This window comes from Actinotignum timonense (assembly GCF_002860685.3).
Lineage (GTDB): Bacteria > Actinomycetota > Actinomycetes > Actinomycetales > Actinomycetaceae > Actinotignum > Actinotignum timonense.
In genome coordinates this window covers 346428-363848 of sequence record NZ_CP136960.1, presented here as the reverse complement: position 1 = coordinate 363848, position 17421 = coordinate 346428, and the positions used below count along the sequence as shown (strand labels likewise).

Genomic DNA, 17421 nt, shown 5'->3' with positions numbered 1-17421 from the left:
CGCCGCCGGGGCGTGGAATCCGGTAAAAACGGGTAACTAATAAGGGATCTAAGAATGCAAAAATTAAAAACGGGAGCGGCGCGTTCGCGAGTCGCGGCGCACCGGTTGATCACGGGTGCGGTGGCGGCGCTTATTGCCGCCTTCGTCGCGGTGGGCGGAGCGATTCCGCTGACCGCGCCGGCCATGGCCGCGAACGTGCGAGTCACAACGAATGGTGACAACGCCGCAAACACCACCGGCGAAACTACCAACGCCACCGGCGAAAACACTGAAAACTCCGAAAACGCCGAGCGTGCCGCGGAAGCGGCCTCGGCCCGCCTGGAAGTCGCGGTGGCCGAACCCGCCGACCAGAAAACCAACGGCGTGAAATCCGGCGCCCTGGCCAGCTATGACGTGCAATGGTCCTGCGCCGGCGTGCAAGGTCAATGCGAGAACACCACTCTCAGCGTGACCATCCCCGGCCTGGTCGATTCCATTTCCGATACCGATCAGCTCCCCCTCACCCACGTGAGCGCCACCAATTCTTCCCATGACCAATCCGCAGTCCCGGTGCGCGAAGGCGATACCTACACCTGGAACCTGGGCACCGTGCCGGTGGGAACCACCGGCGCCATGCGCGTGCAGGTACGCCCGGAAAACCTGCGCTGGCCCGAAGGCGAAGCGATCCACCCGAAGGTGGCCGGCGAAACAAACGGCCTGGTAGCCGACCCGGTGGAACTGGCCACCCCGGTTCACGCCACCCCCACCATCGCGGTTCGTAAATTCGCTCCCGAATCCCAGCCGGCCATCGGCGGCCAGTACACCTACACCATTACCGCCGGTTACGAAGGCGCCTTCAATACCAACGAAAACAAATTCCAGGATCCGGGCACCGGCACGCCCGGCCTCATGGGCCTCACCGAGATCCGCCTGGTCGATACCCTGCCCGAAGGTGCGGAATTCGTACGTGCTACCAATGGCGGCACCTACGATCCGGCCACCCGCGCCGTCACCTGGGTGGTTCCCGGCTCACCCGTCGTGCGCGCCATCGCAGATTACCGCGTCACGGTCGCCTTCCCCGCAGGTACCTTCGCTGAAGGTGCCAGCGCCACCAACAATGTGCAAGCCACCGGCACCCCGCTCGATCCCAAGCACGCGGCCGTCACCGCCACCGATTCCGTGACCCGCCAGCTGCAAAACCTGCGTGCCGAAGGCAATTTCCGCAAAACCGCCAATAAGGCCGTGACCCAACGCGACGGGGAAGCCAGCTGGGATATTTCCTGGTCGAATACCGGAAATGTGCCGCTGCGCGTGCACGTGGCCGATAACCTGCCCTGTCGCTACGTCTCCCCGGAAACTCCCGGCGCCTGCGCCACCCCGGCCCTGCGCAATGTCAAGGCCGGCCTGGTCCGCCCGCTCCGTAAGAATGTCCCGGCCACAGTCACCTACACCACCACGAGTGGGAAGCAGCTGAGCGTCGTCGTCGACCCAACTACCACCCGCGATTTCCCGCTCACCGTTCCCGCGGGAGAAGAGATCACCTCCATCGCCCTGGACGTGGACGTAGTCAACGGTGAGCGGAGCGATATTACGCTGGAAATCCGCGGAACCGTGGTGGCGGACTTCCCGGCCGATGTGCACAACGGCACCACCGCGCCCGACGGCGCCACCTACAGCTACGCCCCGCGCTACGAGGTCCCCACGCTGGAGAATCGCGCCGTCGTAACCGCGCAATCCCTCGATTTCGAAGGCAACCCGACCCCGGACCTGCCCGCGAAAATCACCACGCGGGAATCCGCGGCGCAGGTCGCGATTGTGGACGGTTACCCCACTTACGGGGTGTCGAAAACCTCGCACCTGGGCGGCCAGATGGTCGGCAACCTCGATACCAAGCCCGGTGAGCTCTTCCAAACCGGCCAGACCTACACCTTCGGGCTGGGCTTCTACACCGGCAAGGGCGCCAAGCTCTACCCGGTGATTATGGACCTGCTCGCCCCCGGAATGGAATACGATCCCACGCAGCAGATCACCACCTCCGCGAACTGGCCGGCCACCCTCCCGCTCGACAAAATGCGGGTGGAAACCGAGATGAAAACCGTGGACGGCAAGCAGCGCCAACTGGTGCGCTTTACCTGGCCGGAGGATGGTACGGGTGATTACTTCGCCCCGCCCAGCACCGGCGATCAAAGCCGCTCCAACTCCTCGGAAATGGTGCTCTACTTCGGTGCGAAAATCACCGCGGCCACCGAGCCTGGCGAAAACACCAATGACATGATCCTCGCGGACGCCAAGCGCCCGAACCTGGGCACCGCCGTCGCCCCGAACCAGTGCATCCGCAATTGGTGGGCGCGCACGGATAGCCGCAAACTCACCGATAACCTCGACGGCCTCAACCGCCCCGAAGCGCGCGGCTGCACCACCTCCACGAAGTTCAACGTGGCGGGCTTGCCGGCGCTCGCGGGTAAGAATTACGTGAAGGGTGACGTCGATACCGAGTTCCAAGCCAACCCGAATTACGGGACGGTTTCGCCGGCCTCCAATGCCGAACTCAAGCTGGACCTGGTCAATAACGGCAATGCGGGAGTCTCCGGGGTGGTGGCCTACGATGTGCTGCCCTACCCGGGTGACCACGGCGTGAGCGGGGCCAATACCCCGGAAAATGAGCGTGGCTCCACGTGGCGCCCGCGCCTCAACGGCCCGCTGACCTTCGGGGAAGGCACCCCGCAGCCCACCTCGGTGCTGTACTCCACCTCGATCAACCCGTGCCGTGGCGAAGTCATGGAGCTGGGTGCCGCTCAGGATTCCAGCCCGCAGAATTGCGAGCCGGGCACCTGGAAGACCGCCGAGGAACTGGGCGGGGACTTCTCCCAGGTGCGCGCTTTCCGGGTGGAATTCCCGCAGGATGCCAAGCTCACCCGCGCCGATACCTGGACGATCAACGCCAATGTGACGGCTCCGGCCGCCGCCCGCGGTATCGCCTGGAATAGCTACGCGGTGACCGGCAAGAACGCCGAAACCGGCGCGCCGGTCATGCCGACCGAGCCGGCCAAGGTGGGGCTGACCATGCCCTTCGACCTGGACCTCACCAAGGAAAATATTCACGCGAAATCCGCTGATCTCGGCGTGCTGAGCGAGAAGGTGACCGCTGATCCCGCGCACGCCGGCCTGGCCGAGGGCGTGCAGCTCGCCGATATCGAGAAGCAGAACGAAACCGAGCGGTGGGCCACCGGCTCCGTGGTGGAGTACGTGGTGCGCGCCAAGAACGCCGGCCCCGGCTTCGCCACCGGCGTGGAAATCACCGATATGCTCCCCAAGGGCGTCACTTACGTGGGCTACTGGAGCACCAACGGCGGGTACGATGCCGCCACCGGCACCTGGAGCATTAATGACACGGTGACCGAAGTGGTGGATCCCCACACCGGTGACCCGGTGGAGGGCGCGGACCCGAGCGCCACCGATGATGCCTACCTGCGCTTCACCCACGAACGCGGGATCGCCCCGGGCGGCGAAGAGGTGCTGCACCTGTACGCGGTGGTTGATGAAACCGCGCGCTCCCAGCAGGTCTGCAACGAGGCCCTCACCCCGGCTAAGGATCGCCTCGATTCCAAGGGCCAGAAGTTCGCGGGCAAACAGGCGAATGCTTGCCTGACCGTGGGCGTGAACCTGGGGGACCGCATCTTTGAGGATACGAATAACAACGGCGCGGACGATCCGGGCGAGCCGGGCCTGGCGGGCGTCACCGTGAAGGTGTTCCGCCCCGGCGATACGGAACCATTTATTACGACGACGACGGACGCCAGCGGCAAGTACCTTGTGCGCGGTCTGGAACCTGGCACGTACTCGGTTGTGGTTGATCGCGCGACCCTCCCGAAGCGCGAGGGAACCTGGGAAACGACGCACGTCCGGGAAGGCTCGGGCGATAAGGAGAAGGCCAGCTCCGGGCAGATCACCCTGAGCACCGCCGATGTGCTGGATGCCGATTTCGGTTTCCACTACGTGGCGCCGGTCCCGCCTGTGCCGCCGCAGCCCCCGGTCCCGCCGGAGCCTCCGGTTCCGCCGGCACCCGAGCCGACAACTCCGGAACCGACCACGCCCGCGCCGGCTCCTTCGCCGACGACCACGGCGCCCGCGCCGCAGCCGACGACGGATCGCGCGCAGCCCGATCCGGAGCCCACGCCGAGCGCAACGACGACGGAGCCGGCTCCGCCCGCGCCGCAGCCCACGACGCCGGAACCTGTGCCAACAACCACGGCGCCGGCACCCGGGCCGCAACCGACAACGCCCGAGCCGAGCGCTCCGGAACCCACGGTGCCCGCTCCGAGCTCGCCGGAGCCGAGCGCTCCGGAAGTAACAACCCCGGTTCCGAGCACCCCGGTGCCCACGGCGAGCACCACGGCGCCCGCGCCGCAGGGGAGCCCGAGCACGGACGGGCCGGCGGCGTCGTCGACCCCGAGCGCGAACCCAACTCCGCCCGCGCAGGCCGGCTCCGGCCCGCGCCTGCCGCACACCGGTGCGGGAGTGCTGGGAGCCGCAGGAGCGGTCCTCGCGCTGCTGGCCGGCGGGGTGCTGGTGCTGCGCCGTCGTGTAGAATAGTGGCGGCGTGGCGGATAGTGCCGCAGGTGAATAACCGCGGCGGTACATCCGCAGCCGCGTAGCGATCAGGCGGGAGAGTCGAGCGTGAAAGCGCCCGGCCTCCCGCCTTTCGCGTGCTCGCCCGAGCGTTGGCGCGCGGAGCAAGCGCGGCGCGTCGGGTGCGGGAGCCGTCCCGGTTTTTCGCGCGCACGTCAGGCACACCTTCCCCGAGTTTGTGTTTCCGCTCACAAGTTATAGAATGGTCAGTGGCCCAGGCCACGGCCTCGCGCCGGCGGCCGCTCTCACGTAACCGAACAAGTCAGAAAGAAGCCCGCACATGACGCAAACACCAGTCACTCCCGCGCATCCGGAGCCTGCCGCCCGCGATCCGCACGAGGGCAAGCGTGCGGGCCTTGCCTATTTCAACGATGCCCAGCAGGCCTTCAGCGCCGGCAATATTAAGGACGCCATCGAGCTCTACCGCGCCGCCGCGGATGCGTTCGAGCGCGACCCGGAGCTCTACCTCGAGCGCGCCGTCACCAACGGCCAGCTGGGGATTTCCCTCAAGGCAGTGGGGGAGATGGACGAGGCAGCGGACCGGCTCGGCCGCGCGATCTCGCTTTTCCAGCAGTTCCCGGAAAACGGGGATGCCGCCGTGAGTATGGGTAATTGCTTCTGGCATATCGGGGAGATCAACGAGGAGGCCGGCGATTTCGACGCCGCCCGCATCTCCTACAACCAGGCGTATTCGGCCTACCGCACCGCGCCGAATACCCAGGAGCTCCAGATCGAAGTCCTCCAAAAACTGCGGTCTATCTAGGCCGGCTCATCCGTCTCGACATGTCTATGCACGCCACCGTTACCGAGCTGCTGCGCGCCGGGCTCGCCGCCCTCGAGCGCCACAATGAAGATGAGGCCCGCGCCCGTTTCGTGGAGGCGCGGGAAACCGAGCGCCGCGCCGCGGGTGGCCGGAGCGCCGGCGGCATTCTCGCGGGCGGCACCCTTCCCGGCACGGACCTTTCCGATTCCGCACTTCCCGGCAGTTCCACGCCTGAATTGTTTGCCCAGGTGAGCGACCCGGATGCCCTGTATTTCGCGGCGCTCGCTACCGGGCAGCTGGGGGAGAACCCCCTCGGCCTCGCGCGCCGTGCCGTGGAGGCGTATCGCGTGGCGCCGCCGTCTTTACGGGCTGCGCGCGCCTGGGAAACGTACGGATATTTTTTGCACGACGCCGCACGCGACGCCGCAGCCGCTCAGGCCATGCAGGAGGCGGCCGGCGTGTACGAAGCCCTGGGTGGGCACGAAGCCCAGCAGGCTAATGCGCTGTATAACGCCGGAATCTCCTACGCGGAAGCCGGCGATCTCACCGCTGCTATCGCAGCTTTGGAAGCGGCGCTGCTACCTGCGGGTGCGCTGCCGGAGGTGGATCTGGGGCGGGTGGCTATTCGGGCCACTCTTGCCGCGGCGCGCTTGGACGCCGGGCAGTTCGCTGCGGCCGCGCGCGATTACCGGGCGGCGGAGGTGGCTTTCGCGGCGCTCCCGGGCCAGGAATTTAATGCGATTGATTGCGCTTTCGGGCGAGCCCGCGCGGTGCTCGGGAGCGGGGACTACCCGGCCGCCGCGGAGCATTTCGCGGAGGTAGCGGCGCGCGCCACGGAGCTCGCCGGTGGGGAGCCGAGCGCCACCGCCACCGAAGCGGAGCGCGCCGCCTGGGAAGTCGCGGCGATGTCCTGGCATCACGTTGCGGTCGCTCAGGCCAAAAACGGCGCGCCCGCGGAGGGCGTTCCCGCCATGCGCACAGCCGCCGCGATCTACGCGGGGCTGGGCGAGGAACTCTCCGCCGCCCACTGCCGCGGACTGCTCGGCGATTTGCACGCTGAAGCGCGGGATATGACCGCGGCGCGCACCGCCTGGCAGGCCGCCATCGCGGCGCTCGAAGCCGCTGCGGAACACGGCGGGGAACTCCCGGCCGGCCCGGCCCGGGATCTGGAAGAATTCCGCCGCAAACTCAGCGCCGCCGGGGGAGCGCTCGCCTAGCTGCCTGCGCCGTCGTACCTTTCACGTAAGCTTGGAAGTGCGGTGCTAACCGGCACCGGTTCCCGGCAACGAAGAGGTTGATCGTGACAGCACAACACCCCGGCACTGTTATCCACCCGCCCCAGCAGCGTGACCAGTGGTGGCGCGATGCCGTTATTTACCAGATTTATCCGCGGTCCTATGCGTCGAGCGGCGGGCCGCTCGGCACCCTGCCCGGCATCACCGAAAAATTCGATTATTTGGAGAAGCTCGGGGTGGATGCGGTGTGGCTTTCGCCTTTCTATGTGTCCCCGCAATTCGATGCCGGGTATGACGTGGCCGATTATCGCGATGTCGACCCGCGCTTCGGCACCCTCGCCGATGCTGAGCGGCTCATCGAGGCCGCCCACGCGCACGGCATGAAAGTCATTGTGGATATCGTCCCGAACCACACCTCCTGGGATCACAAGCTCTTCCGGGAAGCGGTGCTGGCAGGCGCGGGCGCCCCGCAGCGCGATAATTTCTGGTTCCGGCCCGGGCGCGGGGAAGGTGGGAGCGAGCCGCCCACGGATTGGCTGTCCTCCTTCGGTGGGCCGGCCTGGTCGCAGGTCAAGGAGATTCCCTGGGTGAAAGGCACCCCGCAGGAGCGTGAAGAAACCTGGTACCTGCACCTGTTTGACCGTTCGCAGCCAGATGTCAACTGGGAAAGCCCGGCTATTCATGATGAATTTGCTCACACCATTCGTTTCTGGATGGATCGGGGCGTGGATGGCCTGCGGGTAGATGTGGCCCACGGCCTGGCCAAAGATCCGGCCCTCCCGGACTGGCCCTACAAGGTGGAGGACGTGCGCTACAACCCGGACGTGAACGTGCCGCCCGCTCCCATGGCCAACCAGCCCGCCGTCCACGATATTTACCGCGAATGGCGCGCGATCCTGGATGAATACGGGCGCGATCGCATGATGGTGGCCGAAGCCTGGGTGGATACCGAGGAAGACCTGGCTCGATACGTGCGCAGCGATGAAATGCAGCAGGCTTTCAACTTCGAATACCTTTCCGCGCCCTGGCGTGCGGACCGCATTAATGCGCTCATCGAATCCTCGCTGCGTGCCACCGACGCCGTGGGTGCCCCCACCACCTGGGTGCTCTCCAATCACGACACCCTGCGGGCCACCTCGCGCCTGGGCCTGGAGGGCGTGACCACCGGCTGGTGCGGGAACGGCCCGAGCGGCATCGGCCCCGATGACCCGCAGCCCGATGCGGCGGTGGGTGCGCGCCGGGCCCGCGCCTGGCACACCCTCACGGCGGCGCTGCCCGGGTCCTACTACCTCTACCAGGGCGAAGAGCTCGAACTGCCCGAAGCCACCCAGCTGCCGCCCGAATCCCGCGAAGACCCCACTTTTGCGCGCACCGGCGGCGCGGAGCTGGGGCGCGACGGCTGCCGGGTGCCCATTCCCTGGCGCGCGGATGCCCCGGCCTTCGGATTCTCACCCGAAGGGCAAAGCTGGCTGCCCCAACCCGCGGACTGGGGCCGTTTCGCGGTGGACGCGCAGGAAGCCGATCCGGAATCCGCGCTCGCCTACTACACGGAGCTGCTGCACCTGCGCGCCCGCTACGACCTGGGTCTGGGCGGATTGCGCCGCGCGCCCGAGTACGCCGGCAGCGGCGTCGCGCTCATCAATTTTGCGGGCGACGCCGCCGCCACTTCCGCAAGCGCCACGTCCGCTGGCGGCGAGGCTGCGCAGGGCGACGACGACGCCACTTCCCGCGGTGACCTCTTGATTATGACGGCCTTTGCCGAGCCCCTCCCCCTGCCCGAAGGCTGGGCGGTGCTCCTCAGCTCCGCGCCGTTGGAAGAAGGGGTGCTCCCGCCCGATACCACGGTCTACCTGGTGCCTTTCCGCACGGATACCGAGGAAGGGTGCTGATGGCGCGGCTGGCGGCGTCGTCGCCCCAATGGCACGCCCGCAACAACGGGCGTGCCTGCCATGGGCGCCCCACCCCAACCACCGGACGCACACGCGAAGGTGACATTAAATTAGAACTGTAGAACGCAAGATAAGTCACACTGTGGTGTAAACTAGTATCACCACACAGGCAAGGGAGCCGGGGCGCTACGGTGCTGTCGCGGTTGCGGCTTTCTTGCTGGCATTGACGATCATAGGAGACGTAACGATGCATTCAGTGAAGAAGATTGCGGCCCTCGCCGCAGCTGGGTTGGTGGCCATCGCGGGATTGGGTGGCTGCGTATCCAATTCCGATAGTGGCGGAGGAAGCGAAGGCGGGGCCGGCAAGGTCTACTTCCTCAACTACAAGCCGGAATCGGACCAGGCCTTCCAAGAATTGGCGAAGAAATACCACGAACAAACCGGGGTGGATATTAAGATCGTATCCGCGACCGGCGGTTCGTATGAGCCCACCCTCGCCAATGAGCTCGGGCGTGCGGACGGCCCCACTATTTTCCGCGTGGACGGCCCCATCGGCCTGGCCAAATGGAAGCAGTACGCCAGCGATATTTCCGATGCTCCCTTTATTGAGGCGATGACGGATAAGGAGATGGCCCTCAAGGGAGATGACGGCAAGGTTTACGGCGTCCCCCACGCGGTGGAAGGCTATGGCATCATTTACAACGATGCCATTTTGCAAAAGTACTTCGCGCTGCCGGGTGCCAAGGCGAAGTCCGTGGATGAGATCAAGAACTTTGACAAGCTCAAGGAAGTCGCGGACGATATGCAGGCCAAGAAGGACGAGCTCGGCATCAAGGGCGCCTTCGCGGTTACCTCGCTTTCCCCGAATGAGGACTGGCGCTGGCAGACCCACCTCATGAACTGGCCGCTCTTCTACGAACTGCGGGATAAGGGCGTGCAGGACACCGGGAGTATCGAAGGTACCTACCTGGATAATATGAAGAAGATCTTCGACCTGTACCTCACCGATTCCACGGTGGATCCCTCGCAAACCACCGCGAAGGCCGTCACCGATTCCATGGCGGAATTCGCGCTCGGCCAGGTGGCTTTCGTGCAGAACGGTAACTGGGCCTGGTCGCAGATTGATGGGGTGGACGGCAATACCGTCAAGGCGGAAGATATCCACTTCCTGCCCATCTACATGGGCGTCAAGGGTGAAGAAAAGGCCGGTATCTCGGTGGGTACCGAAGCTTACCTGACCATCAATAACAAGGCCTCGGATGCCGATAAGAAGGCCTCGATGGACTTCCTCAACTGGATGCTCAATGATCCCACCGGCGCCAAGCTTTGCGCGGAGGACCTCGGCTTCATCGCCCCCTTCAAGGAATACGCCAGCCTCTCGCCCACCGACCCGCTCGGTAAAGAAGTCATCAAGTACATGAAGGATACTGAGCATTACAACGTGGCTTGGGACTTCCAGGTGGCTCCGTCCATGGAGTTCAAGAATGGGCTGGGTCAGCACCTGAGCCAGTACGCCGTCGGTAAGGAAAGCTGGGATCAGGTGAAGGACTACTTCGTCACCCAGTGGAACACTGAGAAGGCAGCTGCCGGGGTGAAGTAGCTGGCCAGCCGCGCGCCACGCAGCGCCCGCGCCTACTGCTACCACACTTGCCTTGCCTGAGGTGAGGCGCGGGGCTCACCATCGCGGTGGGCCCCGCGCCTCACAGGGGGTTTCTCATGAAAACATTGAAAAAACACGGGCTTGCCTTCGTGGGGCCCACGTACGTGGCGTTCGGGATAGCTTTCCTCGCCCCGTTCTTTATCGGTATTTATCTTTCGTTCACGAATTTCACCACGCTGGATGATGCCACCTGGGTGGGCGTGCAGAATTACGTCAATGCCTTCACGGAGCAACAAAACTACGTTGGGGCGTTGATCTTCACGGCTTCGGTGGCGATCGTATCCATTATCAGCGTCAATATCATCGCGTTCTTCCTGGCGTATCTGCTCACGCAGAAGCTACCCGCCACGAATTTCTATCGCACGATCTTCTTCATGCCGAATCTCATCGGCGGGATCGTGCTGGGCTACACCTGGCAGTCCCTCCTCAACGCGGTTCTTTCCAATTACGGCACCACGCTGGTCAATGATTCGAAATACGGTTTCATCGGCCTCATCTTGCTGGTCAATTGGCAGATGATCGGCTACATGATGATCATCTACATCGCCGGCTTCCAAAATGTTCCCGCCGAACTCAACGAAGCCGCGCAGATCGACGGCGCGAGCCGCTGGCGCACCCTGCGCTCGGTCACCATCCCCATGATGATGCCCTCGATTACGATCTGCCTCTTCCTGACGCTGGCGAACACCTTCAAGATTTACGACCAAAACCTGGCGCTCACGAACGGCGCCCCCATGCGGGAAACCGAAATGGCGGCGCTCAATATCGTCAAGAGCATGTATGAGCAGGTCGGGCAGCAGGGAGTATCGCAGGCTAAGGCCGTGATCTTCTTCCTCATCGTGTCCTCGATTGCGCTCATCCAGCTGCGCGCCACCCGCACGAAGGAGGTGGACCTGTGAGTACCGAAACTGGCAAACGCGCGGTCGCCGCTGAGTCCCAGGGCGCCGTCGTTCCCGAGGAAACGCGCGACTCTGCTCGCACGGAAGCGCACACGGAAGCGCGCGGCACCGTTCCCGCGGCGAAACCGAAGCTCAAGGCTCCGCGCCACCGGGTGCGCATGACCCCCGGGCGCTGGGCGGCGGTGGTATTCCTCGGGGTTCTTTCCCTGATTTACGTGGTGCCGCTGCTCTTCATCCTCGTGAATTCTTTCAAGGGCCGCTTCTTCATTTCAGACGACCCCTTCAGCCTGCCGGCCGGCGAAACGTTCGCGGGAATGGATAATTACCAGACCGCGCTGAGCCTCTCCGGCTTTATGCGGGCCCTGGGCTGGTCGTTCTTCGTGACGGTGGCTTCGGTGCTGGTCATCGTGTTCTTCTGCGCGATGACGGCGTATTACCTGGCGCGGGTGCGGAGCTGGTGGACGTCGCTGCTGTACTACCTGCTGGTGTTCTCCATGGTGGCGCCCTTCCAGATGGTCATGTTCCCGACCGTGAAAATCGCGGACAAGCTGGGGCTATCCTCCCCGTGGGGCCTGGTGGTGCTGTATCTCGGCTTCGGGGCTGGGCTTTCGGTGTTTATTTTCGCGGGCTTCGTGCGTTCGATTCCAGGCGAAATCGAGGAGGCGGCGTCTATCGACGGCGCCGGGCCCTTCAAGACCTACTTCCAGGTGGTCATGCCGATGCTCAAGCCCACGGCGGTCACGGTCGCGATCCTCAACACTATGTGGATTTGGAACGACTTCCTCCTCCCGAACCTCGTGATCGGGCGCGAGGAGGCCTACCGGACTGTCCCGGTGGTGATCCAATTCCTGGTGGGCTCGAATGGAAATAAGGATCTGGGTGCGCAGATGGCGGTGCTGGTGCTCGCCATTATTCCGATTATTATTTTCTATCTTTTTGCGCAGCGCTATATTGTGGAAGGCGTTGCGGCGGGTTCCGTCAAGGGTTAAGAAGCACGACGACGACGCGGCGCCGCGCACCCGATACCGGGCGCGCGGCGCCGTAGCTCAGCCACGTGGGGATTGGGCCGTGAGGTGCTGGTTCGCGGGCGCTGATCCGCGGGGCTTCGCTTGCCGCACAAGCCCGTAGCGCTTCCACCCGCGGGCGCCACCAACCGAAGGAGATGTATGCGCCGGATTTTCGATCCTGACTCACCTTTCCAGCGCGGACTTTCCGACGCCGTCATCCTGGTGGAACTCAATATTATTACCCTGCTCGGGTTGCTCCCGGTGGTGAGCGGGGGAGCCAGCCTGGTGGCATCGGCGCGGGTGAGCGCCCAGCTGCTTCGCGGCGAGGCGCCCCGGCCCTGGCGCCTGTGGTGGCAGCATTTCCGCGCTGCTTTGCTGCCCTCGCTGGCCTGGTGGCTGCCCACCCTCGGGCTCCTCGGCCTGGCCTGGTGGGAAAACCGCTGGGTCTCCGGCCTGGCTGCCCCCGGCAAAGCCGCCCCCGCGGCCTCGGCGTCTGCGGCCGCTCACGTCGCCGATTCTGCCCTTGCCGGGCAATCGGTCGCCGACTCTGCCGGGGTGCTCGCTACTGACCCTGCAATCGCCGCGGATCCGCGGCTGGCTGGCATCCTCTCGGGCCTCATTATCGTGGCCCTCCTGCTGGTGCTGGCAGTGCTGGTCTGGCTGGTGACGCTCCAGGCATTCTTCTCCAACGCCTTCCTGGAGCACCTAGGTAACTCGGTGCTTCTCGCCATCACCCGGCCGCTACGCACGGCCGCGTGCGTAGCGGCCGCGGTGGCGCTCCCGCTGGCCTGGCTTTATGCGCCGGTATCGCGCTTGGCCATCTTCTGGGCATTGGCACTTGCCGGGCTGAGCGTCCCGCTCTACCTCACGGCCTGGTTGCAACGCCCGGTCCTCGACACCCTCCTCGCCGAAGCCGAAGGCTAGCCCGCAGCACCGGCCGCTGCCAGCGGGTTAGCCCCGACGGCCCCGAAATGAAGTGCGCATAAGAGCACCGTTTTGGGGCGATTTCCTGTCTCTAACGCGCACTTGACGGGGGTGACGGTTCGAAATGCGCACTTTGGCTCCCGCCGGTTCACCGCCCCGGCGGGAGGTGGGGGTGTTTTTCCGAGATGTACTTCGCGTGTACGACATCTGCACTACAGCTCGGGCAACACATGCCCCCTCCCCAGGTGCTCGTGTGACTATTGAGGTTCGTGAAGCCTGTGAGACTCTCGCGTGAAGACCTCCGCATCCGCCCGAAATCAAAGCGCAACGGCAGCTACGTTAAGAAAGGGGTGCGGACGCCTGGCCTTGTGTAACTCTCGGAATCTCGGAATTGAGGATGTACCCTTTTATGAAATGCGTAAAGCTTTAGCCCTTTTAGGTCTCTGTACCCTGGCGGTCGCCTGCTTCAGTGCGGTCGATAACCTGTACTTCACGCAGTTCCTCGGGCGAGACCTGGTTTTCCTCGGTGTCATGGTGTCGGTTTTCAATGTCACCGTTTCTCTGGCGGAACTTCCGTTCTCCGTACTCTTTGACCGCTACTCGCAGCGCGCGGTTCTTCTTGCGGGCATCGTGGTGCGGATCGTCGCTTTCGCGGCATTTTTCTGGGCGGTGAACGACGGCGTCCTACTGACGGGCCAGTTCCTTGCAGGAATCGCCAGTGCCGCTATGAGTGGCACTCTTGAGGCGCTGGTGATGAACCAGGTCGATACCTCGACCGCAGAAAAATCAAGCAAGACATTGACGGTTATGCAGTTCGTTCGCTCGGGTACCTCCCTCGCGGGTGGCCTGGCCGGAGTGGCGGTTTACGCGATATGGCCGCCGGCGATTTGGCTGCTTGGCATCGCTGCGCTTATTGGTGCGGCGATGGTCTCCTGGACAGTTCCTGATTCGCAGGAAGCTGCCGAATATACCTGGCGGGAACTCGGCGCAAATCTGAAAACCGCGGTGTGGTCACACCAGGCACTCGCCTTAATCCTCGTCAATTCGGCAGCGCTTGGTCCGTTCATGCTCTGGCAAATCAAGTTCGGCCAGGCTTCACTCTGCTTGGTGGCAGCCGGTTACGCTGCCATGTGCCTGGGCGGTTTAGGCGCAGCCACCCTCCAGGAGAAACTCAATATCCCTTCGCGGTGGGCCTGGGCTGTGGCGGTCGCCAATATCCTGGCCGCGGCACTCTTCGCGCTCGCCCAGCAGCAGTTCTTCGTGTGGATAACTTTCGCTCTCCACGTGGCCATGCAAACAATCTTGATCATCCAGGTCTCCGGGCGTTACCACACCCGGATCTCCGATAGCGTGCGAGCAAGTGCCCTGTCGGTCATCTCCCTGGCCGATTCCATCGTCACAGCATTATTCGCCCCGGCAGTTGCGGCCATCGGGCTGGCCTGCGGCTTGGATAAAGCGATTATGCTTTCCGCCGCGGTGTACGCACTCATCGCAGTGCTCCTCTTCTTTACCCGGAACGCCGGCACAGCAAGCGAAACTGCCACACCGACCGCGGCGTGACCAGCTCGCCACACCGACTACGGCGTGACCAGCTCGCCGCGCGGGTCACGGTCGCTATCCGGGCTCCGGCTGGCCGGCAGGCGCGGCGTCGTCGTTTTTAAAAATGAGAAGCCGCCTGCGCATGAACGTTCGCGGCGGGTAGGCCGGGTCGCGAAACAAAACAAACGCGGGCGGCGGGATGTGTAACAATCACACACCCGCCGCCCGAGGTTCGCGTAGCGTCACGCAGCCGCCCCCTTAGTTTGCGTAACCGCAGCTACTTAATCGGCGTTGCCTTCACGCCCCAGATATCGCGGCCGTAATCCGCGATGGTGCGGTCGGAGGAGAAGCGGCCCGAGCGGCAGATATTGATCCACGCCTTGCGGCCCCACTCTTCCTGGTTGGCGTAATCCGCGGCCATGCGGTCGCGGGTAGCCCGGTAATCAGCGAAATCGCCGAGCACGTAGTACACGTCCGGGGTCTCCCACGAGGACCCGTCCAGCAAGGAGCCGAGGAGGTCGTGGAATTCGCCGGTCCCGCCGTCGCTCACGGTGCCGTCCACCAGGGCGTCGAGCACCCGCTTGAGCCCAGGCACGGTCTCGTACTGTTCGCGCGGGTTGTAGTGCGCCCGCAATTCCGGCAGCTCCTCTTCGCGCGCCCCGAAAATATAGGCATTTTCTTCGCCAACGGCGTCCACGATTTCCACGGTGGCGCCGTCCATGGTGCCCAGCGTCAGCGCGCCGTTCATCATGAACTTCATATTGCCGGTACCCGAAGCTTCCTTCCCGGCCAGGGAAATCTGCTCGGAAATATCGGTGGCCGGAATAATATGCTCGGCCGGCGACACATTGTAGTTCTCCACGAAGAGCACGGTGATCTTGCCGCGGGTATCCGCATCATTATTCACCAGCTTCGCCACTTCGTTAATGAACTTGATAATCGCCTTGGCGCGCTTGTAGCCCGGCGCGGCCTTAGCCCCGAAAATGAAGACCCGCGGCGGGACCTCCATGCTGGGATTGTCCTTAATCCGGAAGTACAGATCGAGGATGTACAGCGCGTTCATGAGCTGGCGCTTGTATTCGTGCAGGCGCTTAATAATCGTGTCGTAAATAGCATCGGTGGGAATATCGATGCCGTCGCGGCGCTTAATCCAGCGCGCGAAATCACGCTTATTTTCCGCCTTGATTTCCATGAGGCGCCGGTAAATATCCGCATTCCCGCGGTCCTCAATGGTGGCCAGCTTATCCAGATCCGTCACCCAGGAATCATCCCCGAGCACCTCGGTCAGCAGCGCGGCCAGGCGCGGATTGCAATTATGCAGCCAGCGGCGCGGGGTCACGCCATTCGTCTTGTTATTGAAACGCTCGGGCCAGATGTCGTACCAGTCGTGGAGGGTATCCCGCTTGAGGATCTCACTGTGAATCGCGGCCACCCCGTTAATGGAGAAGGAGGCATAGCACGCGATCCACGCCATATGGACCAGCCCGCCGGAGAGCGGCGCCATGTACTCAATCTTGCCCGGGTGGAAACCGGCCTCCGCCAGCTCCGCGCGGAAACGCCGATCCATTTCCGCCACAATGTCATAAATACGCGGGAAAAGCTTGGTGAAAATCGAAGTTTCCCAGGTTTCCAGCGCCTCGGCCAGCACCGTGTGGTTGGTGTAGGCGAAGGTCTGGGACACGATCTTCCAGGCATCCTCCCAGCCCAGGCCTTCCTCATCCATGAGCAGACGCATGAGCTCCGGAATGGCGAGCACCGGGTGGGTGTCATTGAGCTGGATCGAGTTGTATTCCCCGAAGGAACGAATATCCCCGTGCGCTTCCTTATGTTCGGCAATGAGGCACTGGAGGGAAGCCGAGCAGAAGAAGTACTGCTGGCGCACCCGCAGCACCTTGCCTTCGTAGGTGGTGTCGTTCGGGTAGAGCACCCGGCACAGGTCATTTACGCGCTCGCGTTCCACAATCGCATCGGTGAAACGCTGAGAATTGAAGGCATCGTAATCGAATTCTTCAAGGGGCTCGGCCTTCCACAGGCGCAGGGTATTGACATTCGCGGTGCCGTAGCCGGTGATCGGCATATCATAAGGAACCGCGCGCACATCCATATCCGCGAATTTCACGTGCTTGGATTCACTATCCCGGCGCACCACGAAAGGCGAACCGTTTTCCATCCACGGATCGGGTTCTTCCTTCTGGAAACCATCCACGAAGCTCTGCTTGAACAGGCCGTAGCGGTAGAGGATCCCGTAGCCGACCACGGGGAAATTCAGGGTAGCGCACGAATCCATGAAACAGGCGGCCAAGCGCCCCAGGCCACCGTTACCGAGCGCGGCATCGGGTTCTTCATCGAGCACATCGGTGAGGTTGAGGCCGTAATCTTCCAGGGCCTTGCGGGCATCGTCCACCAGGCCAAGGTTGACGAGATTATTCAGGAGTGCGCGCCCCATGAGGAATTCCGCGGAGAAGTAGCTGGCGCGCTGACCCTCCCGGTATTTCTTAGTGGTAGCTTCCCAGTTATCGGCCAGCCGGCTCATGGTGAGCTCGGACAGCCCCTCCCAGTAATCGCGCAGGGAGGATCCGGAGGTCGAGACACCGGATACCGAACGGGTAAAAGCCCCGAGTGGTTGAGTCAGTTCAGACATTTTGCTCCTCGAAAATATTCGGGCACGTGCCTCCTCTACCTTAGCTGAGAAACTTTCTGAAAATGTGCAAAGATGCCCGCGGCGGGCTGTGGCGGTTATTATTGTGTAGTAAAGCGGGACGTTAGCCCGGGGCTGAGGCTCAACGGGGCGCGGCCATACGGCGGTCGCCCGGTGACCTACGGTCGGCAGCCGGCTGTCCAATGGCGGCGGCACGGTAGCCGCACAGCGGCACGGGCGGCGGAGCTCTTTACACCTG

10 protein-coding genes are annotated in these 17421 nt (G+C 63.6%); 9 read left to right on the top strand and 1 reads right to left on the bottom strand.

The features are described 5' to 3' along the window. The first annotated feature begins 54 nt into the window (after window positions 1-54). The 9 genes from CYJ17_RS01515 (at window position 55) to CYJ17_RS01475 (ending at window position 14545) form a co-directional block, all read left to right on the top strand. Window positions 55-4572 (top strand): SdrD B-like domain-containing protein, encoded by a 4518-nt coding sequence (locus tag CYJ17_RS01515; RefSeq protein ID WP_087070277.1) that lies wholly within the window; start codon window positions 55-57, stop codon window positions 4570-4572. Between the two features lie 316 nt (window positions 4573-4888). Then, on the top strand, window positions 4889-5371 hold the full coding sequence (locus tag CYJ17_RS01510) for a tetratricopeptide repeat protein (RefSeq protein ID WP_026428701.1): 483 nt from the start codon (window positions 4889-4891) through the stop codon (window positions 5369-5371). Window positions 5372-5391: 20 nt separating this feature from the next. Further along, on the top strand, window positions 5392-6588 hold the full coding sequence (locus CYJ17_RS01505; protein ID WP_101657648.1) for a hypothetical protein: 1197 nt from the start codon (window positions 5392-5394) through the stop codon (window positions 6586-6588). An 83-nt stretch (window positions 6589-6671) separates the two neighbouring features. After that, window positions 6672-8495: a glycoside hydrolase family 13 protein gene (locus tag CYJ17_RS01500; RefSeq protein WP_101657647.1), complete on the top strand. Its 1824-nt coding sequence runs from the start codon at window positions 6672-6674 to the stop codon at window positions 8493-8495. 247 nt (window positions 8496-8742) lie between these two features. Further along, window positions 8743-10095, top strand: a complete 1353-nt coding sequence (locus tag CYJ17_RS01495; RefSeq protein WP_087071224.1) for an ABC transporter substrate-binding protein — start codon at window positions 8743-8745, stop codon at window positions 10093-10095. Window positions 10096-10211: 116 nt separating this feature from the next. Then, entirely contained in the window at window positions 10212-11054 is an 843-nt protein-coding gene (locus CYJ17_RS01490; protein ID WP_101595492.1) for a carbohydrate ABC transporter permease, read from the top strand. Between the two features lie 158 nt (window positions 11055-11212). Beyond that, window positions 11213-12043, top strand: coding sequence for a carbohydrate ABC transporter permease (locus tag CYJ17_RS01485; protein WP_234984567.1), 831 nt, complete (start codon window positions 11213-11215; stop codon window positions 12041-12043). Window positions 12044-12220: 177 nt separating this feature from the next. Beyond that, the gene (locus CYJ17_RS01480) at window positions 12221-12985 is read left to right on the top strand and encodes a hypothetical protein (protein ID WP_101595488.1); all 765 of its coding nucleotides are present in this window, start codon (window positions 12221-12223) and stop codon (window positions 12983-12985) included. A gap of 414 nt (window positions 12986-13399) precedes the next feature. After that, on the top strand, window positions 13400-14545 hold the full coding sequence (locus CYJ17_RS01475; RefSeq protein WP_101595485.1) for an MFS transporter: 1146 nt from the start codon (window positions 13400-13402) through the stop codon (window positions 14543-14545). A gap of 256 nt (window positions 14546-14801) precedes the next feature. On the opposite strand, the gene CYJ17_RS01470 is transcribed toward CYJ17_RS01475, so the two are convergent. After that, window positions 14802-17165, bottom strand: a complete 2364-nt coding sequence (locus tag CYJ17_RS01470) for a glycogen/starch/alpha-glucan phosphorylase (RefSeq protein ID WP_087071232.1) — start codon at window positions 17163-17165, stop codon at window positions 14802-14804. Window positions 17166-17421: the final 256 nt, after the last annotated feature.

Coding starts and splice junctions, on each gene's coding strand:
- CYJ17_RS01515 (WP_087070277.1), top strand. CDS start 55: ATGCAAAAATTAAAAACGGGAGCGGCGCGTTCGCGAGTCGCGGCGCAC.
- CYJ17_RS01510 (WP_026428701.1), top strand. CDS start 4,889: ATGACGCAAACACCAGTCACTCCCGCGCATCCGGAGCCTGCCGCCCGC.
- CYJ17_RS01505 (WP_101657648.1), top strand. CDS start 5,392: ATGTCTATGCACGCCACCGTTACCGAGCTGCTGCGCGCCGGGCTCGCC.
- CYJ17_RS01495 (WP_087071224.1), top strand. CDS start 8,743: ATGCATTCAGTGAAGAAGATTGCGGCCCTCGCCGCAGCTGGGTTGGTG.
- CYJ17_RS01490 (WP_101595492.1), top strand. CDS start 10,212: ATGAAAACATTGAAAAAACACGGGCTTGCCTTCGTGGGGCCCACGTAC.
- CYJ17_RS01485 (WP_234984567.1), top strand. CDS start 11,213: ATGACCCCCGGGCGCTGGGCGGCGGTGGTATTCCTCGGGGTTCTTTCC.
- CYJ17_RS01480 (WP_101595488.1), top strand. CDS start 12,221: ATGCGCCGGATTTTCGATCCTGACTCACCTTTCCAGCGCGGACTTTCC.
- CYJ17_RS01475 (WP_101595485.1), top strand. CDS start 13,400: ATGCGTAAAGCTTTAGCCCTTTTAGGTCTCTGTACCCTGGCGGTCGCC.
- CYJ17_RS01470 (WP_087071232.1), bottom strand. CDS start 17,165: ATGTCTGAACTGACTCAACCACTCGGGGCTTTTACCCGTTCGGTATCC.